This is a genomic window from Roseburia faecis (genome assembly GCF_001406815.1).
Classification (GTDB): Bacteria; Bacillota; Clostridia; order Lachnospirales; family Lachnospiraceae; genus Roseburia; species Roseburia faecis.
The window spans coordinates 34,267-56,349 of the sequence record NZ_CVRR01000006.1 but is presented as its reverse complement, the minus strand read 5'-3'; the positions used below and the strand labels follow the sequence as shown (position 1 = coordinate 56,349).

The 22,083-nt window shown below is 44.8% G+C and carries 22 protein-coding genes; 16 read left to right on the top strand and 6 right to left on the bottom strand.

The features are described 5' to 3' along the window. Positions 1-2 precede the first annotated feature (2 nt). Both M72_RS03360 and M72_RS03355 read right to left on the bottom strand, forming a co-directional pair. Positions 3-974, bottom strand: a complete 972-nt coding sequence (locus M72_RS03360) for a methyl-accepting chemotaxis protein (protein WP_055067178.1) — start codon at positions 972-974, stop codon at positions 3-5. A 12-nt stretch (positions 975-986) separates the two neighbouring features. Then, the gene (locus M72_RS03355) at positions 987-2,075 is read right to left on the bottom strand and encodes an FIST signal transduction protein (RefSeq protein WP_055067177.1); all 1,089 of its coding nucleotides are present in this window, start codon (positions 2,073-2,075) and stop codon (positions 987-989) included. A gap of 208 nt (positions 2,076-2,283) precedes the next feature. Here M72_RS03355 and M72_RS03350 point away from each other — a divergent pair, with 208 nt between their 5' ends. The 5 genes from M72_RS03350 (at position 2,284) to M72_RS03330 (ending at position 5,606) form a co-directional block, all read left to right on the top strand. Further along, positions 2,284-3,699 carry an alanine/glycine:cation symporter family protein gene (locus tag M72_RS03350; protein WP_055067176.1) on the top strand — a complete coding sequence of 472 codons (1,416 nt, stop codon included), beginning with the start codon at positions 2,284-2,286 and terminating at the stop codon, positions 3,697-3,699. Then, on the top strand, positions 3,696-4,310 hold the full coding sequence (locus M72_RS03345; RefSeq protein WP_055067175.1) for a histidine phosphatase family protein: 615 nt from the start codon (positions 3,696-3,698) through the stop codon (positions 4,308-4,310). Before M72_RS03350 ends, M72_RS03345 begins: the two co-directional genes overlap by 4 nt. A 40-nt stretch (positions 4,311-4,350) precedes the next feature. Beyond that, positions 4,351-4,884, top strand: coding sequence for a DUF3877 family protein (locus tag M72_RS03340; RefSeq protein ID WP_055067174.1), 534 nt, complete (start codon positions 4,351-4,353; stop codon positions 4,882-4,884). 45 nt (positions 4,885-4,929) lie between these two features. Further along, entirely contained in the window at positions 4,930-5,319 is a 390-nt protein-coding gene (locus tag M72_RS03335) for a DUF3783 domain-containing protein (protein WP_055067173.1), read from the top strand. Between the two features lie 155 nt (positions 5,320-5,474). After that, positions 5,475-5,606, top strand: coding sequence for a hypothetical protein (locus tag M72_RS03330; RefSeq protein ID WP_022044944.1), 132 nt, complete (start codon positions 5,475-5,477; stop codon positions 5,604-5,606). Between the two features lie 135 nt (positions 5,607-5,741). On the opposite strand, the gene M72_RS03325 is transcribed toward M72_RS03330, so the two are convergent. Both M72_RS03325 and M72_RS03320 read right to left on the bottom strand, forming a co-directional pair. After that, a complete protein-coding gene (locus tag M72_RS03325) occupies positions 5,742-7,085 on the bottom strand; it encodes a permease prefix domain 1-containing protein (RefSeq protein ID WP_055067172.1) in 1,344 nt (447 codons plus the stop codon). A gap of 1 nt (position 7,086) precedes the next feature. Next, entirely contained in the window at positions 7,087-7,422 is a 336-nt protein-coding gene (locus M72_RS03320) for a PadR family transcriptional regulator (RefSeq protein WP_022044942.1), read from the bottom strand. A gap of 296 nt (positions 7,423-7,718) precedes the next feature. On the opposite strand from M72_RS03320, the gene M72_RS03315 reads away from it, so the two are divergent. From M72_RS03315 to M72_RS03300, 4 genes are all read left to right on the top strand, one after another. Beyond that, complete coding sequence (locus M72_RS03315; RefSeq protein ID WP_055067171.1) at positions 7,719-9,113, top strand: ABC transporter substrate-binding protein; 1,395 nt, start codon at positions 7,719-7,721, stop codon at positions 9,111-9,113. 114 nt (positions 9,114-9,227) lie between these two features. After that, positions 9,228-10,085, top strand: a complete 858-nt coding sequence (locus tag M72_RS03310) for a carbohydrate ABC transporter permease (protein WP_055067170.1) — start codon at positions 9,228-9,230, stop codon at positions 10,083-10,085. After that, entirely contained in the window at positions 10,085-10,993 is a 909-nt protein-coding gene (locus M72_RS03305; RefSeq protein ID WP_022044939.1) for a carbohydrate ABC transporter permease, read from the top strand. Before M72_RS03310 ends, M72_RS03305 begins: the two co-directional genes overlap by 1 nt. Before the next feature lie 37 nt (positions 10,994-11,030). Beyond that, positions 11,031-12,032, top strand: a complete 1,002-nt coding sequence (locus M72_RS03300; RefSeq protein WP_055067169.1) for a LacI family DNA-binding transcriptional regulator — start codon at positions 11,031-11,033, stop codon at positions 12,030-12,032. Between the two features lie 44 nt (positions 12,033-12,076). Here M72_RS03300 and M72_RS03295 read toward each other — a convergent pair whose 3' ends face one another. Further along, positions 12,077-13,114 (bottom strand): AI-2E family transporter, encoded by a 1,038-nt coding sequence (locus M72_RS03295; RefSeq protein ID WP_055067168.1) that lies wholly within the window; start codon positions 13,112-13,114, stop codon positions 12,077-12,079. Positions 13,115-13,299: 185 nt separating this feature from the next. Here M72_RS03295 and M72_RS03290 point away from each other — a divergent pair, with 185 nt between their 5' ends. Continuing rightward, positions 13,300-14,148 carry a patatin-like phospholipase family protein gene (locus tag M72_RS03290; RefSeq protein ID WP_243248730.1) on the top strand — a complete coding sequence of 283 codons (849 nt, stop codon included), beginning with the start codon at positions 13,300-13,302 and terminating at the stop codon, positions 14,146-14,148. 7 nt (positions 14,149-14,155) lie between these two features. Here the strand turns inward: M72_RS03290 and M72_RS03285 are convergent, their stop codons facing one another. Next, complete coding sequence (locus tag M72_RS03285; protein ID WP_055067167.1) at positions 14,156-14,419, bottom strand: DUF4321 domain-containing protein; 264 nt, start codon at positions 14,417-14,419, stop codon at positions 14,156-14,158. 157 nt (positions 14,420-14,576) lie between these two features. Here M72_RS03285 and M72_RS03280 point away from each other — a divergent pair, with 157 nt between their 5' ends. The 6 genes from M72_RS03280 (at position 14,577) to M72_RS03255 (ending at position 21,481) form a co-directional block, all read left to right on the top strand. Beyond that, a complete protein-coding gene (locus M72_RS03280; protein WP_055067166.1) occupies positions 14,577-16,442 on the top strand; it encodes a diguanylate cyclase in 1,866 nt (621 codons plus the stop codon). Positions 16,443-16,541: 99 nt separating this feature from the next. Beyond that, complete coding sequence (locus tag M72_RS03275) at positions 16,542-16,979, top strand: RrF2 family transcriptional regulator (protein ID WP_055067165.1); 438 nt, start codon at positions 16,542-16,544, stop codon at positions 16,977-16,979. Positions 16,980-17,045: 66 nt separating this feature from the next. After that, positions 17,046-18,227 (top strand): cysteine desulfurase NifS, encoded by a 1,182-nt coding sequence (nifS, locus tag M72_RS03270; protein WP_055067164.1) that lies wholly within the window; start codon positions 17,046-17,048, stop codon positions 18,225-18,227. Between the two features lie 27 nt (positions 18,228-18,254). Then, entirely contained in the window at positions 18,255-18,698 is a 444-nt protein-coding gene (nifU, locus tag M72_RS03265; RefSeq protein ID WP_022044805.1) for a Fe-S cluster assembly scaffold protein NifU, read from the top strand. Beyond that, positions 18,699-19,778, top strand: a complete 1,080-nt coding sequence (gene mnmA, locus M72_RS03260; RefSeq protein WP_055067163.1) for a tRNA 2-thiouridine(34) synthase MnmA — start codon at positions 18,699-18,701, stop codon at positions 19,776-19,778. A gap of 161 nt (positions 19,779-19,939) precedes the next feature. Beyond that, a complete protein-coding gene (locus M72_RS03255) occupies positions 19,940-21,481 on the top strand; it encodes an Ig-like domain-containing protein (RefSeq protein ID WP_055067162.1) in 1,542 nt (513 codons plus the stop codon). Positions 21,482-22,083: the final 602 nt, after the last annotated feature.

Below are 22,083 nucleotides of genomic sequence, written 5' to 3'. Positions count from 1 at the left end.
ATTTATTTGTTTAATTCCGTTTTGATATTTTCGATCAATGGATCAGCCTGTTCCATCATATTGGAAATGTCCTCATAGATAAATCCCTTTTCTGTCATCAGGCTCTTTAAGCCGTCAATATCGGACTGAACCTGGGCATAACGGGTTTCATGGGCTTCCATGTCTTCCCGGAGCTGATCCACCTGTCCGCTGCAGTTTTCCACAACCTCATTGATGCCGCGGTGAACATTTTCTACGCCGGACACAGAATCATTGATATGGGAAAAGATATTTTCGGTTGTGTCCATCTGTGTGCGGGAAGCATCCAGTGCATCCTGTACATCCAGCAGAGAATGCGTCAGATTTTCGGAGCTTGTCTGCAAACCTTCCATACTTTTGTTTACATCACCCACCAGTTCTTTGATGCCAATGGAAAGTTTTGTGACTTCATCTGCAACAACGGCAAATCCTTTTCCGTGTTCACCGGCACGGGCCGCTTCGATGGAAGCATTTAATGCCAGCAGGTTGGTCTGGTTTGCAATGCCGACAATGTTTTGCATGGTTGCATGGATTTCATCAAAGCGGGCCTGAAATTCATCGTAGATTTTATGAATCTCTGCGAACTGCGTTTCCACTTTGGCAGAGCTTTCTTTCAGATCACGGATATCCTGCATGGCATCATCGGATACGCTGGTCACACCGGTGATTACATCTGTAAATTGTCTGGAAATTTCTCCGATTTTCCCGAATTCTTTTTGCAGGGAATCAACAGCTTCGCGGATCGAGGCATTGTGTTCAATGACATCGGTGTAAGAGTCTTTTACTTTATCAATCTCGCGCACGGTCTTGATCTCTTCTTCTACGAGAGATTCCTTTTTGTCAATGACAAAATGGCTGAGAAAAGACATGGATGTCAGATAATCTTCTACTTTCTTTTTATTGGAAACCTGTGGAACAGGTGTTGCGGCTCCTGTGGTTTTCTTTTTTCCAAACATAAAAAGTTCCTCCTATTCAAATACCACGCAGACCATCGTCTGGTTTACATGCTGGTTATTATACTGTTCGCCACCGCCGACAATGCCAAGGTGTGGTCCGAGAACTGCCATGTCTTTTGCATATGTAGAAAAATATCCCTCTTTTTCGTAGAGCAGGTACCGGTAGATACAGTCAATGGATAAAACCAGGGAAATATGGGATGCGTCCTGCTGGATCTGTTGGCGTGTCTGCTGTTCCGTTGCTTTGTAGTCACCGAGGCTTAAGAAATAAATGCAGTCGTTTTTATTGATTCGTTTGTAGTTGGTCAGTGTGCCGTTTGCATCCATTCCGTTCATGGAAGAGATAAAAACCTGATCGCCCACCGCACGTCCCATAGGATTGACCAGTACGTTGTCGACGATTTTATCACGGGGAATGCCAAGTTCTGCGCTGTATACGTCTGCGGCGGGTCTGCCGTCAAGTTCGATGAGTGCTTTACGGGACACATCGACTTTTGTGGCAAAGTGACTCTGAGCCGATGTTTTTTCATAGATGTTTTCTTTGTATACACGTATTTTTCCGGTTGTATTTTTGATCAGTGCATAGACGCAGGCATCTTCATATAATTCTCCGTTATATGCAACGACCGGAGGTTTGCCGTCCGGGACACCGAAAACGGTGCCTCCTGCCAGATGGATGCCCTTTGTTTCCAGACAGGATGTAAACGTGGTTACCAGCTTTTCTTCGGAGCCGGTACAATATTCCACGCATACCGTATCGTCTGTGCCGGGAGAAATCTCTGCAATCTGCTTCAGAAGCTGCGTTGTGCCCGCAACCGGACAACGGCTGGCTTCGGTGATGATACCACAGCGGATCTTCACATCAGAAAAAAATCCAAGAACCGCAAGACCGGAATCATTCACCTGTCCGTTTACGAGTCTGGTTCCGATCGTTCCGATACACGGAGTATCCGGAAAAAGTTCTTTTAAGCGTGAGGCAGTTTCTTTGAAATGTTCATAAGAAGCCATAAAAAGAATTGCACTTGGGGATGTAAGTCCCTGTACTGCCTGATGCACGGCAGCTTCCGGCTGTCCCACACCTGTGCCGATGAATGTTTTCATGGAAAATTCCCCCTTAAATCTGATCTGTTTTTCTTATAGTATATTTTTTTTGATTTAAAATAGCAACAGAATTTTATGTTTTCACCGACAAAAATGATTTTTTTCTTGCACTTGTTTCCTGTTTTGCGTATAATTTTTAATGTGCGCGTACAAAGCACATTTGTACGCAGGAAAAGCCTTTTGAAAAAGGAAAATAAGGAGAAAAATTATGTGGACAACAATCAATGCATTTTTAAAGACCGTGGACAACTTCGTCTGGGGAGTCCCGCTTATGGTATTGATCCTCTGCGGTGGTATCTTACTGACCGTGCGTCTGGGAGTCCTGCAGATGCGCAGGCTTCCGCTGGCACTCAAGTGGATGATCAAAAATGAAGAGGGCGGCAAGGGAGAAATATCCAGTTTTGCGGCTTTATGTACGGCACTGAGTGCAACGATCGGTACGGGAAACATTGTCGGCGTGGCAACTGCGGTATGCGCAGGCGGTCCGGGGGCATTGTTCTGGATGATTGTGGCGGCATTTTTCGGAATGGCAACAAAATTTTCCGAAGGATTACTTGCCATTAAATACCGTGTAGTTGACAAAGACGGACACAGTCTGGGTGGTCCGTTCTACTATATTGAACAGGGAATGGGATCGAAATGGAAATGGCTTGCAAAGATTTTTGCCTTTTTTGGAGTCTGTGTAGGTCTGTTCGGAATCGGAACATTCAGCCAGGTGAACGGTATAGCCAGTGCCATCCAGAACTTTTTTGACCCGAATAAGGTTCATACCATGGCAATTCCGGGAATCGGAACTTATTCCTGGACGGTTGTAATCGCTTCCCTGATCCTTGCATTTTGCGTGGGTGCCGTGTTGATTGGCGGAATCAAGCGTATAGCAAGTGTCAGCCAGATTGTTGTTCCGTTTATGGCAGTTGCATATTTTGTATTTGCATTGATTTTAATTATCTGTAATATTACAAAAGTCCCTGCAGCGGTTGTTACGGTTGTGCAGGGCGCATTTCATCCGCGTGCAGTCACCGGTGGTGTGGTAGGCAGTATGTTTGTTGCCATGCAAAACGGTGTTGCAAGGGGCATTTTCTCAAACGAGGCAGGACTTGGTAGTGCGCCGATCGCAGCGGCAGCAGCACAGACACATGAGCCGGTGCGTCAGGGACTTGTCAGCATGACAGGTACATTTATTGACACGATTGTGATCTGTACACTGACCGGACTTTCCATTGTACTGACCGGAGCATGGCAGGTGGATGGACTCGAGGGCGTTCAGGTTACTACATATGCGTTCCAGAACGGACTTCCGTTCCCTCATGTGGTATCTTCTTTTGTCCTGATGATGTGTCTGGTATTTTTTGCCTTTACAACGATTCTTGGATGGGATTATTACAGTGAGAGATGTCTGGAATATCTGACCGGTGGAAATATGAAAAAAGTAATGGTGTTCCGCTGGATTTATATTCTGGCAGTATTTATCGGACCGTATATGACGGTAAGTGCTGTCTGGACAATTGCCGATATTTTCAATGGTCTGATGGCACTGCCGAATATGATTGCGCTGTTTGCTTTAAATGGTGTGGTTGTATATGAGACAAAGAAATTTTTTGAGGCTGGTAAACATAAAAAATGAAAATATATTTAATCAGGCACGGAGAAACGGACTGGAATCATATCAACCGTTTTCAGGGAAGGGAAGATATAGAACTGAATGCGGCAGGAATTGCACAGGCAGTACGCTGTGGGCAGACGCTGCAGGGACTGGGGATAGAAGCTGTGTATACAAGCCCACTGAAACGTGCACACTGCACAGGGGAGGAGATTGCTGCACAGATCGGGTTAAGCAGAGACGGTGTAGAGCCGATGCAGGAGCTGATTGAGCGGGATCTTGGTCCGTTTTCCGGACAACTGGTAAAAGATAAAAAAGAGTATTTTGCACTTGCGGCAGGCGACCATGTCGAAGGAATGGAGCCGTTTGCCGATGTGCAGAAACGCATGGAGCGTGCGATAGAGCTTCTTGCGGCAACGGGGCATCAGGCAGTGGCTGCGGTATCCCATGGAGCGGCAATCAATGTGCTTCTGGCAGGGCTTACGAATCATGAGATCGGAACCGGAAAGACAAGACTCTACAATGGGGCAATCAATGTGATTGAAGGGTCACAGACCGGAGAATTTCATGTCCTGCACTGCAATCTACCGCCGGATGATCCCAAGACACGGCAGATTCTGCTGCAGGATCGGTAAAGCAGATTTTATCATGCAGTTATGGGTACAGGAGGACAGGATGGGATACGAGCGGCTGGAAAAAAGTCTGACGGACACGATCAAAGAGGAACAGGCAAAACTGGGATTTCGAAAAGAAGCCATCCGGTTATACTATCCCCTGTCCTCTCTGAATCACTTTTTTGACGTGCAGGAGAGAGAAGAACAAATGCTTCATCGCCTGCAGCATCTGCCGGAAACCTGGCAGGAGAAACTCGGGGATGTAGGTGTGACGGCAAAAAAAGAGCGTTTCTGTTTTTATATTCCGGAACAGGGAAGTGTATATGTCCATGAGCATGAAAAGCCGGATGAATTTATCCGGGAACTGGTGGAACTGGTTGGCAGGCATGGCTGTACCATGCAGGAGATCCGGGAACTGTTCTGTAAACATTCGTCCCATGTGGAATGTCAGAAGATCGAAAATGGGGAATTCGACTGGATGTTCCGGTTTGCGGAGGATGAGGAAGATCCCTATTATTATTGTTTTAAGGATGAGGGAATCCATATCATTTACCATCGTTTTTTGCCGGAGGATTACAGGGAGTTTGGAGTCTGATGAAAACAGACACAGATAAGGCAGCGGATCAGCAGGGAGAAAATTATGGCACAGACAATATTACTTTTTCGTATAAACCGGGATAAATACGCAGTGGTTCAGAATGTATGCAGGACATTAGGCATCCGTATCATAGATGTTGCCCGCAAGGATTATTCCCAGAAACTGGGCACGCTGGCGCAGATACAGGGATTTACCAGAGAGGCAAAAAAATATGACGGTCCGGAATTTCCGGCAGAAATGCTGATTTTTTCGGAAATGAATTCGGATCAGGTGGATGTATTTCTGGCAGAATATAAAAAGTCGGGTGTGGAACCAATTGCACTAAAAGCTGTAATCACAGGCAATAATATTTTCTGGACAGCAGAGAGGACGCAGAAAGAATTGTTGCGGGAACATTTATTTATGAGCAATATTTACAAAAGCAATATGTGATTTGCACAAAAAATTTACGTTATTTTTGTTGAAAACTACCAAAGATGGTGCTATAATGTATACAAGAAATGAGAAAATCATTTCGAACATATCAGCCCATATGACATAAGATAATTGAGAAGGGCGCACACCAAAATAAAAAAGGAGGTGTATCGATGATGTATGCAATCGATCCAACCATGTCCTTTGCTCAGGTAGTTCAGTATTACAAGGATTACGTGAAACGGACGAAGAGCTGTGGACGCAAACCGGTATCCTTCCTGCGATTTGTAACAGGCAGATACTAAAATCGGATGATCCGGTGGCAAAGAAGCCGCCAGCTCACCCGATTTTTCTTTTACTACGGAAATAAAACAAGATAAAAACGGCATAGCTGTGATCCAGTACATATTGCAGGGATCATAGGCTATGCCGTTTGCTGTTTAAACCGTTCCGGTATCCGGAATTACGGCTGGGCCGGATTCTTTTTCATACAACACATTCCGGTTCCGGATGATTCCTAGCAGAATCCCCACCAGAATGGAATTGGCAACTGTGCCGGTAAGTCCGTAAGATAAGAACGGAACAGAGGCGGTATAAAACAGATTGATGCCAAAGTTCGTCAGTACATAGTTGAACAGCTCAAGGAGAAGGACTCCGCTGGCAGCAGTACCAAGCAGCATTGCCAGACGGTTGCTCTGCCGCAGCGCACAGTGCATGCTGTACAGCGCAAAAAAGGCAAGTGCAGCGATGATTAAAATGCCGGCCGCAATGCCGAACCACAGAAAAATACTGTGCAGCAGATAGGTAGAGTAAAGTTCTTCCCGTGGAAGACGGTCACTGACAGAACTTCCACCGAACAGGGAAAAACGTGTCTGTTCATACTGCAGGGCAAGTCTCGTAAAGCCAGGTCCGTCGTCAGTATGCTGCAGTCCGAGTGCAGTCAACAGGCGGTCATACAGATAGGTTTGCGGACGTAAAAACAGGCTGCCTGCCAAAGCTGCGATTCCGATATAAGGAAGAAGTGTCCAGCACCAGAGAACCTTTTTGGAACCGGGCAGAATCCTTTTTTGGATACAGATTCCGGACAGCAGGACGGACAGAAAAACAAATGCCAGAACCGGCGGCCATACAAAACCACTGGTGTGGCTTAGGATCGCTCCGAAAAACAGGAGTGACAGCACATGCAGCCAGACAATGGTTTTCCATCCTTTTTCCCGGTTGGAGTATAGCAGCAGTGCATAGGACAGTGGATACAGCAGACACAGATAATAGCTAAAGGTACGGGTCTGCCAGAAAGAGAACGTGCCCGGAAAGAAGCAGGCGAGCAGCGCGAATCCCAAAAACAGACCGTATAAAAACCAGCTGTATTTTGATAAACACATGTAATTGCTGAACATCCCAAACAGAATAATGCCGAAGCCAATCACCTGATAGAAAACGGCATGCTGCATAAACGCGGTGTTGGAATAGGTGGTGTTAAGTGGTTCAGAGCCATACAGGATATATTGCATGAAAATTCCGGATAATGTAAGAACCACCGCAATGCCGAACAAAACACCCGGAAACCGGGGACGATGGATCCGGTTTAATTCCGTGCCGGCTGCAACCGGGTCTCCCATCTGCCGGACAGCTTCTTTTTCTGCTGCGTCCGGAGACATTCCTGTATCTATATAATCCTGCATCTGTTCGTCAATGTGTTCCTTAATTTCTTCCAGCACATGGGTACGTGCATGTGGGTTTAAAATCTGTTCGCCCAGGGTCTGCAGATATTCTTTTTCCTCCATATCAGATTCCTCCTTCAAAACTTAACACATTGCTTACAGCAGCCTGATAAGCCATCCATTCCTGCTTTTTTTCGGAAGAATGATGCCGACCGGCCTCTGTCAGCTGGTAATATCTGCGTTTTTTCCCGGAAGAGGCATCCTCATAGGACCGCACATAGCCCTTGCTCTCCAGAGAGTGGAGCAGTGGGTACAGGGTGCCGGCTTTCAGTTCAAAGACGTTGTTGGATTTGCTGCGAAGAGCTTCAATCATTTCGTAGCCATACATATCTTTCGTTTCCAAAAGGCGCAGAAGCAGCAATGCCATGCTTCCCTGTACGAGATTTTTGTCAATACCCATGGTATATGACCTCCTTTCAGTGATAAGTACTATAGACAGTCTATACATGAAAGTATATATCGACAGCCTATACATGTCAAGCAAAGGGAAAAGTGTTGTGCAATATGCACGAAAAATAGAGAGGAAAACTTACTTATTTCACAAAAATGAGAATAACACTTGCGAAACTGTGCAAAAAAGGTGTATACTCTGCTTACTGAAAACGTTACCGGAAACATTGCCGTGAACGTTTTCGACCAGGGGCTGCCGTATGGACGGTAACTCTACGAACGTATTTATTTTAGGAGGGTGAAAATATGAAAAAGAAAATTGTATCAGCATTAATGGTTGCCGCAATGGTTGTCACAGCATTCGCAGGATGCGGAAGCGATAAGGGTGGCACATCCACACAGGGTGGAGACAAGACCAGCAAGAGTTCTGGAAAGGTTTACATGTTAAACTTTAAACCAGAGACAGACGAAGCCTGGCAGGATCTGGCAGAGACCTATACCGATCAGACCGGTGTAGAGGTAAATGTGCTTACTGCAGCAGACGGACAGTACAACACAACATTACAGTCCGAGATGGCAAAGTCAGATGCACCTACCATCTTCAATGTGGGAAATTCTTCCGCAGCACAGACATGGAACGATTATACATATGATCTGAAGGACTCTGAACTTTACAAGCATCTGACAGATAAGTCTCTTGTAATCAACTCTGATGATAAGGTAGCTGCCATTGCAAACTGCTATGAGTGCTACGGCCTGATCTACAACAAGACAATTCTGGAAGGATACTGTGGCATGGATGGTGCTGTAGTTTCTTCGGTAGATGAGATTAACAACTTTGATACTTTAAAGAAAGTTGCAGATGACATCAATTCCCGTATTGATGACATCAATAAAGAACTTGGAACTGACCTGACAGAGGCATTTGCTTCCGCAGGACTGGATGACGGATCTTCCTGGAGATTTGCCGGACATCTTGCCAATATGCCACTGTACTATGAGTTCAAGGATGATGGATGTGACCTTACAGCCGGGGAAGAGTCCATTAAGGGAACTTATCTTGATAACTTCAAAAACGTATGGGATATGTATGTATCTGATTCCGCAGCAGATCCTAAGACATTAAATTCCGGTGCATTAAATGCAGAGTCTGAGTTTGGTATGGGAGAGGCAGTCTTCTACCAGAATGGTGACTGGGAGTTCTCTCCGTTAACAAACGAGGAGAACGGATATGTCGTTACAGCAGATGACTTATCCATGATGCCAATTTACTTTGGTGTAGATGATGAGAATGAAGGACTTTGTGTTGGTACTGAGAACTACTGGGCAGTGAACGCAAAGGCATCTCAGGAAGATATTGATGCAACACTTGAGTTCTTAAACTGGGTAATCACTTCTGACGAGGGACGTGATGCCATTACAAATCAGATGGGACTTACTGCTCCATATGATACATTTACAGGTGATTACGAGACAAAGAATGCATTTGCACAGGCTGCAAACAAGTTAATGACTGACGGAAAAACATCTGTAGCATGGAGCTTCAATGCTACTCCAAACGTAGATGACTGGAGAGCGGATGTTGTTTCTGCCCTGACTGCCTATACCGCAGGTGAAGGTGAGTGGGATGCTGTAAAGACCGCATTTGTTGATGGATGGGCAAATCAGTGGAAGATCGCCCATGAAGATGATGCACAGTAATCAAAGATGATGGGAAAAGGGGTAAGTGGCATGCCGCTTACTCCTTTTTTAAAAGAAGCACCTGCAGTGCAGGCTGGTACTGGCAGGGGCTGCAGTTAGTGAAAGGAATGTATTATGGAAAAAGCAATTAAAAAATATTTCCCGATTTTTCTGCTTCCGACAATGATTGCGTTTGCAATTGGATTTATTGTACCGTTTGTATATGGAATTTTCTTATCTTTTTGTAAGTTCACAACCGTTACAGACTGGAAATGGAAAGGGTTACAGAATTATTCGAGAATCTTTTTTGTAAACGGAAAGTTAGACACAACATTTATTCATTCATTATGGTATACAGCGTTATTTACGGTTGTATCGGTGCTGATCATCAATGTGATTTCATTTCTCATTGCGATGGCACTTACCAAAGGCATCAGGGGTACCAATCTTTTCCGTACCGTATTTTTCCTGCCCAACCTGATTGGTGGTATCGTACTCAGTTATATCTGGTTAATGATTTTTAACAGCGTATTATCCAATTTCTCCAAGACAATCGTATCCACACAGTGGTATGCGTTCTGGGGTATGATTATTGTAGTATGCTGGCAGCAGATCGGATATATGATGATTATCTATATTGCAGGAATCCAGAATATTCCGGGAGAATTAATCGAGGCGGCAAAGATTGATGGTGCAAATTCCTGGCAGCTGCTCCGGTATGTAACACTTCCGATGCTGATGCCGACGATCACCATTTGTACATTCCTGACGCTGACCAATGGATTTAAGTTATTTGATCAGAACTTCGCTCTGACCGGTGGTAATCCGGCTAAGATGTCACAGCTTCTGGCATTAAATATTTATGACACAATGTACGGCACGACCGGATGGCAGGGCGTTGGTCAGGCCAAAGCGGTTATCTTCTTTATTCTGGTTGCAGTTATTGCGCTGATTCAGAATAAACTGACCACAAGCAAGGAGGTGCAGGACTAATGGCTAAAAAGAATAACAATCAGGTAAGTGCTGTCCGTCAGGCAAAACATGGCTGGATCTGGACACTGGCATTTACGGTTATCAGCATTTTATGGATTGCACCAATTCTGGTAGTCCTTTTAAATTCCTTTAAAAGAAAAGCCTTTATTTTCAGACATCCGTTTACACTTGGAACAGAGCCGCTTTCCGCTGGCTGGGATAAATTTATCCATGGTGTTGAACGTGCATTCTGTGGCTGGCTGAACTATTCCAACGGTATCCGTAAGACAAATTTCTGGAACAGTTTTGGGATTTCCCTGTTTATTACAGTAGGGTCGGTTGCATTGATTATTATCTGCTGCTCCATGTGTGCATGGTATATTACCAGAGTCCATACAAAAGTGACGAAAACAATTTATGTACTGTGTCTGTTTTCTATGATTGTTCCATTCCAGATGGTAATGTTTACGTTATCAAAATTTGCAAACCTTTTACATCTGTCCAATCCTCTTGGAATTATTGTTGTATATCTGGGATTTGGAGCGGGGCTGGCCGTTTTCATGTTTACCGGCTTTGTAAAGGGAATTTCCCTGGAAATTGAAGAAGCTGCAATGATTGATGGATGTACACCATTACAGACCTTTTTTAAGGTGGTTTTTCCAATTTTAAAGCCAACGACGGTAACGGTAGCAATCCTTGAGGCGATGTGGGTATGGAATGATTACCTTCTGCCGAGTCTGGTGTTGAATATTAATAAGTATAAAACCATTCCGATCGCAATCCAGTTTCTGAAACAGAGTCATGGACAGATCGACTGGGGTGCCATGATGGCGGTACTTGTTCTTGCAATTCTGCCAATTATTATCTTTTATATTGCGTGCCAGAAATATATAATAGAAGGAGTTCTTGCAGGTGCTGTCAAGGGCTAGAAAATAGACATTTCGTCTGTATATACGAGGTGAAGGAATGACAATTGTAGATATTGCGAAAGAGGCAGGATATTCTGTCAGTACGGTTTCCCGTGTCCTGAATGGAAGAAGAGATGTCAGCGAAGAAGCCCGTGACCGCATTATGCGAATTGTGGAAGCTTACCAGTTTGTACCAAATAACAATGCCAAGCATTTAAAACAGACTGTGAGCCAGAGTATTCTGATTCTCGTAAAAGGTACTTCGAATATGCTGTTTACAAATATCATAGAGGTAATTCAGGATACTATCGAGGGATCGGATTATTCTCTGCGGGTGCATTATCTGGATGAAGATGCAGATGAAGTGAAAGAGGCTGTGCGGATGTGCAGGGAACATAAGCCAATGGGGATTTTGTTCCTTGGAGGTAATATACAGTACTTTCATGAAGAATTTGAACTGGTCAATGTTCCGTGTGTGCTGGTGACAGATCGGGCGGATAAACTGGGATTTCGGAATCTTGCATCGGTTTCAACAGATGATATGGCAGCTGCGGAGATGGCGGTTGATTATCTGTTTGATCACGGACATCGCGATGTTGCTGTTATCGGGGGAGATATGGCATTATCTTCCCCAAGTAAATATCGTAAAGCAGGAGCGAAGCGCAGCTTTATAAAACATGGCTGTGAATTTGAGGAAGAAAGTTATGCGGTAGCGCGGTTCTCATATGAGAGTGCATACAATGCCATGAACCGGATGCTGGCTTCCAAAAGATCCATTACAGCGGTTTTTGCCATGAGTGATGTGATGGCAGTTGGTGCCATGCGCGCAATTTTTGATGCGGGTCTGCGGGTACCGGAGGATATCTCGGTGATCGGATTTGACGGAACACTTCTTGCAGATTATTATAATCCAAAGATTGTGACGGTTTGTCAGGGGTATGAAAAGATTGCCAGAAAAAGTATTGATCTGTTGTTTGGCATGATTGATCTCAACAAACCGGCCACACATGAACTGGTTCCATTTAGTTTAAAAAACACAGAGAGCGTAAGCTCTATTTGATTTCTGCTTATTTTTAAGAAGCCGTGCAGCGTTGCTGCACGGCTTTAATTGATTGAGGGACGGAGCAGCCGGTAGATGGCTGCTGCAAGTGGCACGGCAAACAGGATTCCCCAGATACCGAATGCCCCACCGCCGACAATGACTGCGGCAAGTACCCAGATGCCGGGCAGCCCGATGGAATGTCCGACCACACGGGGATAGATAAAATTGCCTTCGATCTGCTGGAGAATCGTTAAAAAGATAAGAAATACCAGTGCTTTTACCGGGGAAACCGTAAGAAGCATACACGCACCGGCTGCGGCACCGATATAAGCTCCGATGACCGGTAGCAACGCGGTTACACCTACCAGACAACCGATCATGGCAGCATAGGGGAGACGCAGAATCCACATGCCGATGGTACAAAGCATACCGAGGATTACGGCCTCTATGGTTTGCCCTGCCAGAAAATGATGGAAGGACTGATTGAGAACCGTCAGTACGTAACGTATTTTTTTCCCTTGGAAAACACCGAAACACCGGTCGATCAGGGAACTGCCCATCCGTAAGAGGGATTCTTTGGCAGCAAGCAGATAAAAAGAAAACATCAGTCCCGGCAGAAAAATTAAAAGCCAGCTGCCAAGTTTCTCCAGGGAAGTTTTCATGCCTTTTGCCAGACGGGGGATTTTTACAATCAGTGTATCCCAGCAAAAGGGTTCATTCATCCATGCCCGGATTTCGTTTCCCATGCCAAGATCCATTTGCAGATGTTCGTTTGCCCACTCACACAGTAATTCTAAAACCTGGGGGAAATCGGTTGCGATGATCCGGATGCAGGATAACAGCTGAGGGACGATCATCCACCATAAGATCAGGATCACAAGCACAAGCGAAAGGTAGGAGAGTGTCATACATAGGGGACGCTGTAAGGGCGCAATGGCTGCCATACGGCATATTCTTGCATATCCTTTTTCGTAAAAACACATAAGGATATTAACTACATAGGCAATCATACAGCCGATCAGTAAGGGAAGGACTGCGCGGAAAACAGTTTTTGCAATTACTGCCAGAATGGGCAATACATAAAATAGTGAACCATACATAGGGCATACTCCTTTTCCTCTACAAATATTTATTAGTTTGGGCAGAAGAAAGCGGGATTATGTAAAAATAAGGAAATGTTAAGGTAGAATCATGGTTTCGCCCCTTGAAATCATGGAGAAAGAAAGCTAGAATACAAAACAGATGATAGAATCAAAAAGTATTGCTTATTTAAAGAAGGGATTCGATGATGAAAAAAGGACTGGTCATGGAAGGCGGAGCCATGCGTGGAATGTTCACCGCCGGAGTCATCGACGTGATGATGGAGCATCAGATAACATTTGACGGAGCGATGGGCGTGTCAGCAGGGGCAGTGTTTGGCTGTAATTATAAGTCTAGTCAGCCGGGACGCGTCATTCGTTACAATGCAGCGTACTGCAATAAACCGCAGTATGCGGGACTGCGCACATTTTTGAAAACAGGGGATATGTTCGGGGAACAGTTCTGTTATCATGATATCCCAGAGCATCTTGACCCATTTGATTATGAGGCTTACCGCAAGAATCCGATGGATTTTTACGTGGTGGTGACAGATGCCAAAACCGGGAAAGCTCTTTACAAAAAAGTGGATCGGTGTGATAAGACAGAAATGGAATGGATGAGAGCATCGGCATCCATGCCGATTGTGTCAAAGCCGGTCTGTGTAGACGGATATGAATTGCTTGATGGAGGCGTAGCAGATTCTATTCCGGTGCAGAAAATGCAGGAACTTGGGTTTGATAAAACGGTAGTGGTTCTGACGCAGCCGCGGGATTATGTGAAAAAAAAGAATCAGCTGATGCCGCTGGCGAAAGTATCGCTTCGCAGGTATCCGGCGATGATTGATGCCATGGAACACCGGCATGAGCATTACAACGAAGAACTGGAATATATCAGGGAAAAAGAAGAACGTGGGGAATTGTTTGTCATTCGTCCGCCAAAAAAGATAGAAGTCAGCAAAGTAGAAAGAGACCGGCAGAGACTCCTTGCCGCCTACCGCATGGGACGGGAGACGATGAAGGAGCATATGCGCAGTCTCGAGCGTTTCCTGAAATAAGCACCTGTTACAGGAATCGATAAATCAGGATCGCCAGCACAATTCCGATGATGCCGGCGATCGTTATTTTTATGGTTAATCCAAATGTGAGCACCAGAATTCCCAGATCAAGTACCAGTGGGTTGGAAAGACCAAAGGTCTGTCCGTAATTCAGCCAGCGGAGAGCCGGAACACCGGCACTAAGCTGACCGATAAAGCCACCCAGTACAACACCTGCGAGAATCATCAAAAGAAGTGCCCAATAGTTTTTCCCAGCAGTTCCTTTTGCCATAAAATATCCTCTTTTCTAAAGTCTAGACTCCTATCATATCATAAAAAGTGAAAAATCACAAAGGATACATGTTTTTTGTATAGAACAGCATTGAAGCCTTTGGTTTTTTGTGATAAATTAAACATATCGGCATGAATTGGTATATGGGGGAGGACAATTGAAAAAAATAGCATTGATATCAGACGGCTGGCGCCGGATGATCACGTATGCCTGGGTAGATGGAATCATTCGGAGAATTCGGGAACTGGATGAGGATATTGCTTTGTATCAGTACAATTGTTATGGCAATTGGAGCAAAGATGCATTGCATAATACGGGCGAATATAATATTTATAATCTGCCGGATCTGTCAGCGTTTGATGGAATTATACTGGATGGAAGCAATATTGTGGATGTCTGGCAAAAAGAAAAGATTGTAGAACGCCTGCAGAATTGCGGGGTTCCGGTTCTTTCCCTGGACTGGTATATCAGCGGATTTTATTATGTAGGCGCAGATAACCGGCGTCCGATCCGTGAACTTATGACACATTTATACGAAGTGCATGGATGCCGCAGATTTGTTTTTGCCGGAGGCCCGGAAGATGCTTTCGGAAATTTTGAACGTGTTGCTGCGTACTGCGAATGCCTGAAAAAATATGGAATGACATTGGATGACAATCCGATTTTATGTGGGGATTACGACTATGAGACCGGCGTGAACTATATGCGGGAGTATGTCCATAGCGGCTCGAAACTTCCGGATGTGTTTGTCTGTGCAAATGACAATATTGCGGCAGGAATCTGTGCAGAGGCAGAACAGTGGGGGTACCGCGTACCGGACGATTTTCTGGTGACGGGCTTTGATAATCTGGATAAGGCAGCCTATTTCCGTCCGCAGATTACGACTGTATTTCAGGACCGGGAGGAGATCGGAAAGCTTTGTGTGGATGTACTGCTCCGTATCTGGGAAGGAAAACCGGTGGAAGAACGCAACTATATTCCGGTTACCTGTATTTACGGAGAAAGCTGTGGCTGTCCGAATAACGGCATGGTAAACTACCGCGAATATTTAAGGGAAAAGATTGTTGCAACGGTCAAAAAAGATGAAGATGATTCCCTTCTCGTGGAATTGGAAGCGCAGATGGCAAGGTGCAATGGTTTCCGGGAAATTTTTGAATATATTGTTGACTATTTCCAGAAACTGAGATGTGACGGGGTATATTTTGTGGTGGATCGCAAGCTGTTTGCGGCCGATGAGGATACGGATTTTCCGGTGGAAGGCTATGATGAAAAGAATCTTGTGGTGGCAGATGGATTTGAGAACCATAAGAGAATGGCATTTGCCAGTGTCGGGGAACTGAACCGCCATCTGGAAGAAACAGGAAGTCAGAATGCCTATCTGTTTACCCCGATTCATTTCCGGGAACAGTCGGTTGGCTATCTGGTAATGAAAAACGGACGCTTTCTGTATGATAATCCATATTATTATGACATTCACAGCACGATTGTAAAGACACTGGAAACGCAGTTTAAGCAAAAACAGCTGGAGAATGCAGCAAACAAACTCCAGATGCTGTACAACAGGGATCCGCTGACCGGTATCTGTAACCGGATTGCGTATACGGACATTATCCGTCCGGCATTTGCAAAGTATCAGGAAAAGGGAATAGCATGTGCGCTTGTCTTTGTGGATGCGGATGATTTTAAATCTGTGAATGACACATATGGACATGAATTTGGAGATCAGGTACTGATAAGAATTGCGCAGGTTCTGGAGGAGGAATGCCCACAGCAGGGATATGTATGCAGATACGGAGGCGATGAGTTCATCGGATTTTTCCCATATGCGACTTCCGAAAAGGCACAACAGTACACGGATCGTGTGCAGAGCCGGCTGACCAAGGAAAACATTATGATCAGTATCGGTGTAGAGCTGACGTTTGCGGGGGGAGAAGAGACTATAGATGAGTATTTGTCACTTGCCGATCAGAATATGTACCGCCAGAAACAAATGCGCAAAGAAAGCAGGAAAAATATCGATTGATAATAGATTGACAAATCTATCTTATCAATGTATAGTAACTTAGTAGGAATACTAAGTTTTAAACTCTGTACATTTTTAAGAAAGAAGAGATATATTATCATGAAAATTTCAACAAAAGGCAGATATGCCATGAGACTGATGCTGGATCTGGCATTGAACAACACAGGAGCGCCGATCAGTTTAAAAGATGTTGCGAGACGGCAGGAGATTTCTGACAAATATCTGGAGCAGATCATTTCTGTTTTAAACCGTGCCGGTTATGTGCGTAGTGTGCGAGGAGCGCAGGGGGGATATCTGCTGCGTAAAGCACCGGAGGAGTATACGGTTGGAATGATTCTCCGCCTGACCGAGGGATCGCTGGCACCGGTTGCATGCCTCGACGAGGGAGACGATGTTGACTGTGAGAAACGGGAAGAATGTGTTACCCTGATTCTCTGGAAAAAGATCAATGATGCCATCTGCAGTGTTGTGGATCATATCACATTGCAGGATCTGGTTGACTGGCAGAGAGAAAAAAATGGGGATTATGTGATATGAGGTATCTCGAAGAGATATCTCATGCGATGTGCTCCTTATTAAAAAAGAAAAGAAAGTAGGAAGAGTATGAGTAAATTAATCTATCTGGACAATGCGGCTACCACACAGGTATATCCGGAAGTTCTTGATGCGATGCTCCCGTATTTTACGGAGCATTACGGTAATCCGGCAGCTATTTACAGCTTTGCAGGAGAGTCGGAGCGTGCGGTTGCAAAAGCAAGAAAGCAGATCGCAGATGTGATCGGGGCAAAGACCGAGGAAATTTATTTCACCGGAGGCGGAAGCGAGTCCGATAACTGGGCACTCAAAGCAACCGCAGAGGCATACAGCAGCAAGGGAAAGCACATTATCACATCCGCGATCGAGCACCATGCGATCCTGCACACAGCACAGTGGCTGGAACTGCACGGATTTGAAGTGACTTATGTCGGTGTGGATGAAAATGGTAAGATTAAGCTGGACGAGCTTGAGGCAGCCATCCGTCCGGATACAATTCTCATCTCTGTCATGGCAGCAAACAACGAGATCGGAACCATCGAGCCACTGAAGGAAATCGGTGCGATTGCAAAGAAACACGGGGTACTGTTCCATACCGATGCGGTACAGGCATTTGCACATGTGCCGATCAACGTGGACGAGATGAATATTGACATGCTCAGTGCCAGCGGTCACAAGATCAACGGACCAAAGGGAATCGGAGTCATGTATATCCGCAAAGGCGTAAAGATCCGTTCTTTCATTCACGGCGGAGCACAGGAACGTCAGCGCCGTGCCGGCACACACAATGTTCCGGGTATCGTTGGAATTGGAAAAGCAGCGGAACTTGCAGTTGCCAATATGGAAAAGAACACGGAGTATGAAGTAAAACTGCGTGATCATCTGATCGAGCGTGTGCTTGCAGAGATCCCGTACACCCGCTTAAACGGAGACCGTACCGACCGTCTTCCAAATAATGCCAACTTCTGTTTCCGGTTTATCGAGGGAGAATCCATGCTGATCCTTCTCGATCAGGCGGGCATTTGTGGCAGCAGCGGAAGCGCCTGCACATCCGGATCATTAGATCCGTCACACGTGCTTTTAGCAATCGGACTGCCACACGAGATTGCACATGGAAGTCTTCGTCTGACACTTTCCGAGAAGACAACCATGGAAGATATTGATTATACGGTAGATAAATTGAAGGCAATTATCGAACGTCTGCGCAGCATGTCTCCTCTGTATGAGGATTTTGTGCGGAAAAACGGATAGAATATTTTGCAGAAGGAGAGAAACAAAATGTACAGCGAAAAGGTAATGGACCATTTTAATAACCCAAGAAACGTAGGAGAGATTGAGAACCCAAGTGGTGTTGGCACTGTTGGAAATGCAAAGTGCGGAGACATCATGCGTATGTACCTGGATATTGATGACAATGGCATCATCCAGGAGGCAAAATTTAAAACTTTCGGCTGCGGTGCAGCAGTGGCAACCAGCAGTATGGCAACCGAGCTTGTAAAGGGCAAGACGATCCAGGAAGCACTGCAGGTAACCAACAAGGCCGTTATGGAAGCACTCGACGGACTTCCACCAGTGAAGGTGCATTGCTCCCTGCTGGCAGAGGAAGCAATTCATGCTGCTTTATGGGATTATGCAGAGAAACACAATATCAAGATCGAGGGATTAGAGCGTCCGGTCAACGATATCAGTGAGAAGGAAGAGGCTCCGGAAGAGGAGTATTAAATGAAAGAAAAAGTAGTTGTAGGCATGTCCGGAGGTGTGGATTCCTCCGTGGCAGCCTATCTTTTAAAGGAACAGGGATACGATGTGATCGGTGTCACCATGCAGATCTGGCAGGATGAAGATGTCTTTGTGCAGTCACAGGAGGGCGGCTGCTGCGGACTTTCCGCGGTAGATGATGCCCGCCGTGTGGCAGAGCGTCTGGAAATTCCGTATTATGTGATGAACTTCAAGGAAGATTTCCATAAATATGTCATTGATTATTTTGTATCCGAATACGAAAAGGCACGCACGCCCAATCCGTGCATTGCCTGCAACCGCTACGTCAAGTGGGAATCCCTGCTGCACCGTTCGTTAGAGATCGGTGCAGATTACATTGCCACCGGGCACTATGCGCGTATCATGCAGCTTCCAAACGGGCGTTACACGATCCGTAATTCCGTCACAGCGGCAAAGGATCAGACCTATGCACTTTACAATCTGACGCAGGAGCAGCTTTCCCATACACTTATGCCGGTGGGCGATTACGATAAGCCACATATCCGCCAGATTGCAGAGGAGATCGGACTTCCGGTTGCCACAAAGCATGATAGTCAGGATATCTGTTTTGTACCGGATCATGATTATGCCTCTTTTATTACACAGGAGACCGGAAAAGAAAGCAAACCGGGTAATTTTGTCGATGAAGAAGGAAACATTATGGGACAGCACCGCGGGCTGATTCATTACACGATCGGGCAGCGCAAGGGTCTTGGTATTTCTTCATCCACGCCTATTTTTGTCAAGGAACTTCGCCCACAGACAAACGAAGTCGTGCTTTGCAAGTCCGAAAGCCTGTTTTCTCGTGACTGTCATGTGGATAATATCAATTATATGGCAGAAGAAAAGTTGACCGGGCCGGTCAAGGCTATCGGTAAAATCCGCTACTCGCATGCAGGTGCACCGTGTACGCTGTATCCGCAGCCGGACGGAACACTGCTGGCACAGTTTGATGAACCGCAGCGTGCCATGACGCCTGGCCAGGCTGCTGTCTTTTATCAGGACGATCATGTGCTGTGCGGTGGAACAATTGAAACCAAATAAAAATTCTTGGAGAGATCATGATTTTGTATCTCTCCTTTTTTACATGATATCCATTTTTGTTTTGCCTTCTTGACATAACATAGGGAAAAGACTATCATAGAATAAACAGACTAACAGCAGTTACAATAGACTAACTGCGGAACTTTGAAAGGAGAAGAATTATGAAAAAGATGCGCAAAGCATTACTCGCACTGTTATTGTCCATTACGGTAGCAGGAACATCTGCAGCACCGGTTATGGCGGCAGGCACCAACACAAGTGTACCAACGATCCCGACAGAGGAGTCCGACAGCTCCAAGGCGGATAAATTATTTACCGCAGTAAAAGGCGATTACATCCAGTTGTTCAAGGATGCATTATTTGATGTAAAATACAATAAGTATTGGAACGATGACGCAGCAGCCGTTGTCGGAGGAAGTGCTGTAGCAGAAGCCGTAAAGACGCTGAAGGCTTCCGTGGGTTCTACGACCTACGGTGACAAAGCAGATCCAAATGCATTTTACTGTGGATTTATCAATGATGTAAAGGAAGTTTCTTTCCAGGACGGTGGCAAAGTAGAATTTACCACAAGCGACAGCAAAAAAGTTTCCCATACGTATAAGTTTTTGAAAAAAGATGCACTCAGCGGTGTGATGGAAGGTTATGTATTCCAGAGCACAGACAAAAACGAGGATGAGTTTAAGTATGTATTCCTCTGCCCGGATACTCCGGCAACAACCTATCACATTGAATTCCGTTACGGCAGCGATCTGACAGAACTGTTAAAACTCAACACCGGAAAATATGCAAACTGGGTAGGCTCCGGTATCTTAAAGAGTGCACTGACAGAGAAAAACGAGCAGATGATCCAAAACTGCATCGCTTTATTCTGTACCGAAAATCTTGCAGAAATGAAGAATGCAGATACCGCAGCACAGCAGAGCGTTTTAGCAGGTGTCTGGGATGCAGATATGTCCGCATATGCCAGCAATCCGCAGTATAAAAACGCAAAAATGTATTGTGAACTGAAAGCGGACGGAACCGGAGTGACGTATTTCGATCCGAATGGAACCGGAACATATACCGAGAGTCCATTTACATTTTATGCATATGACAATGATGGAAAAGAAGATGTAAGCAGTGGTGTATACATCTCAACCGACAGTGAGAAACTTACAAAGGCCAGCAAGTATGCCATCACAAAGAAAGGTGAGGCAACCATCCTTACCTTTGAGACTCCGGACGGTTCTTCCATCAGCTATATCAAGCGTGACACAAAAGTTGCAGTTGTCAGCGAAAATACCACACTGTACGTAAAGGGTAAGACCAATATCCTTGCAAATGTCGTATCCGGAAGCGGAATTACAACCTACACCAGCAGCAACCCGAAGGTAGCCAAAGTAGATGCCAACGGTAAAGTTACCGCTGTAAAGAAAGGCTCTGTTATCATCACCGCAACTAACAACGGTGTAAGTGGACAGGTAAAAATTACCGTTAAAAATCCAACCTTAAACAAAAAGACAGTAACCCTGAAAAAAGGTAAGACTGCGAAGTTGAGCGTAAAGGGAAGCATTGGAAAAGTAACTTACAAATCTTCGAATACTAAGATCGCAGCCGTATCTTCCAAGGGTGTGATCAAGGCAAAGAAAGCAGGAAAAGTTACCATTACTGTAAAATCTAACGGTATCACAAATAAGTGCAAAGTCACTGTAAAAAATAAATAAATTTTGCAAAAAAACTAAAATGGAGAAAGACTCATGAGAGATTCGTGGGTCTTTTTTCATTTTATAGAAAATACCGTTTTTTGCGCACCAGAAATTATAGATGGAAATTTCATTGATGGTATTTTGTGAAACAATAGTTCTATTGAAGTATTTATATGAATGGATATTATCAAATTATAAATAAAGGAAGATTTCTATATAATCAAAATTCATAGGAAAGATCATCGTGATACCTATATCAATAAAATTCAGTAAAAGATGCCATCGTGGTATCTATACCAATAAAATTCATGTAAAAGATACCATTGCGGTACCTATATATTGAAAATTTAACATTCAGATACCGGAAAGTCTCTATAGATCAAAAATTGCTTCTCCAGGTACCGCTTTTTCTAAAAAACTGGTATCTGGAGAAACAATTTTTACTATATAGGTGACATTTCCTGATTTCAAGCCTTAAAATTTCGGAAAACCGTCACCTAAACCTTTAATTTTTCATCTATAGATACCCGGCCTTATCATCAAGTGATTTAACAGGGTATTTTTATGCTTATTCCAGTTCATGGCATTCGTAGCTGCTTTTGAGGCGTCCCTTTAACTGC

Coding starts and splice junctions, on each gene's coding strand:
- M72_RS03360 (WP_055067178.1), bottom strand. CDS start 974: ATGTTTGGAAAAAAGAAAACCACAGGAGCCGCAACACCTGTTCCACAG.
- M72_RS03355 (WP_055067177.1), bottom strand. CDS start 2,075: ATGAAAACATTCATCGGCACAGGTGTGGGACAGCCGGAAGCTGCCGTG.
- M72_RS03350 (WP_055067176.1), top strand. CDS start 2,284: ATGTGGACAACAATCAATGCATTTTTAAAGACCGTGGACAACTTCGTC.
- M72_RS03345 (WP_055067175.1), top strand. CDS start 3,696: ATGAAAATATATTTAATCAGGCACGGAGAAACGGACTGGAATCATATC.
- M72_RS03340 (WP_055067174.1), top strand. CDS start 4,351: ATGGGATACGAGCGGCTGGAAAAAAGTCTGACGGACACGATCAAAGAG.
- M72_RS03335 (WP_055067173.1), top strand. CDS start 4,930: ATGGCACAGACAATATTACTTTTTCGTATAAACCGGGATAAATACGCA.
- M72_RS03330 (WP_022044944.1), top strand. CDS start 5,475: ATGATGTATGCAATCGATCCAACCATGTCCTTTGCTCAGGTAGTTCAG.
- M72_RS03325 (WP_055067172.1), bottom strand. CDS start 7,085: ATGGAGGAAAAAGAATATCTGCAGACCCTGGGCGAACAGATTTTAAAC.
- M72_RS03320 (WP_022044942.1), bottom strand. CDS start 7,422: ATGGGTATTGACAAAAATCTCGTACAGGGAAGCATGGCATTGCTGCTT.
- M72_RS03315 (WP_055067171.1), top strand. CDS start 7,719: ATGAAAAAGAAAATTGTATCAGCATTAATGGTTGCCGCAATGGTTGTC.
- M72_RS03310 (WP_055067170.1), top strand. CDS start 9,228: ATGGAAAAAGCAATTAAAAAATATTTCCCGATTTTTCTGCTTCCGACA.
- M72_RS03305 (WP_022044939.1), top strand. CDS start 10,085: ATGGCTAAAAAGAATAACAATCAGGTAAGTGCTGTCCGTCAGGCAAAA.
- M72_RS03300 (WP_055067169.1), top strand. CDS start 11,031: ATGACAATTGTAGATATTGCGAAAGAGGCAGGATATTCTGTCAGTACG.
- M72_RS03295 (WP_055067168.1), bottom strand. CDS start 13,114: ATGTATGGTTCACTATTTTATGTATTGCCCATTCTGGCAGTAATTGCA.
- M72_RS03290 (WP_243248730.1), top strand. CDS start 13,300: ATGATGAAAAAAGGACTGGTCATGGAAGGCGGAGCCATGCGTGGAATG.
- M72_RS03285 (WP_055067167.1), bottom strand. CDS start 14,419: ATGGCAAAAGGAACTGCTGGGAAAAACTATTGGGCACTTCTTTTGATG.
- M72_RS03275 (WP_055067165.1), top strand. CDS start 16,542: ATGAAAATTTCAACAAAAGGCAGATATGCCATGAGACTGATGCTGGAT.
- nifS (WP_055067164.1), top strand. CDS start 17,046: ATGAGTAAATTAATCTATCTGGACAATGCGGCTACCACACAGGTATAT.
- nifU (WP_022044805.1), top strand. CDS start 18,255: ATGTACAGCGAAAAGGTAATGGACCATTTTAATAACCCAAGAAACGTA.
- mnmA (WP_055067163.1), top strand. CDS start 18,699: ATGAAAGAAAAAGTAGTTGTAGGCATGTCCGGAGGTGTGGATTCCTCC.
- M72_RS03255 (WP_055067162.1), top strand. CDS start 19,940: ATGAAAAAGATGCGCAAAGCATTACTCGCACTGTTATTGTCCATTACG.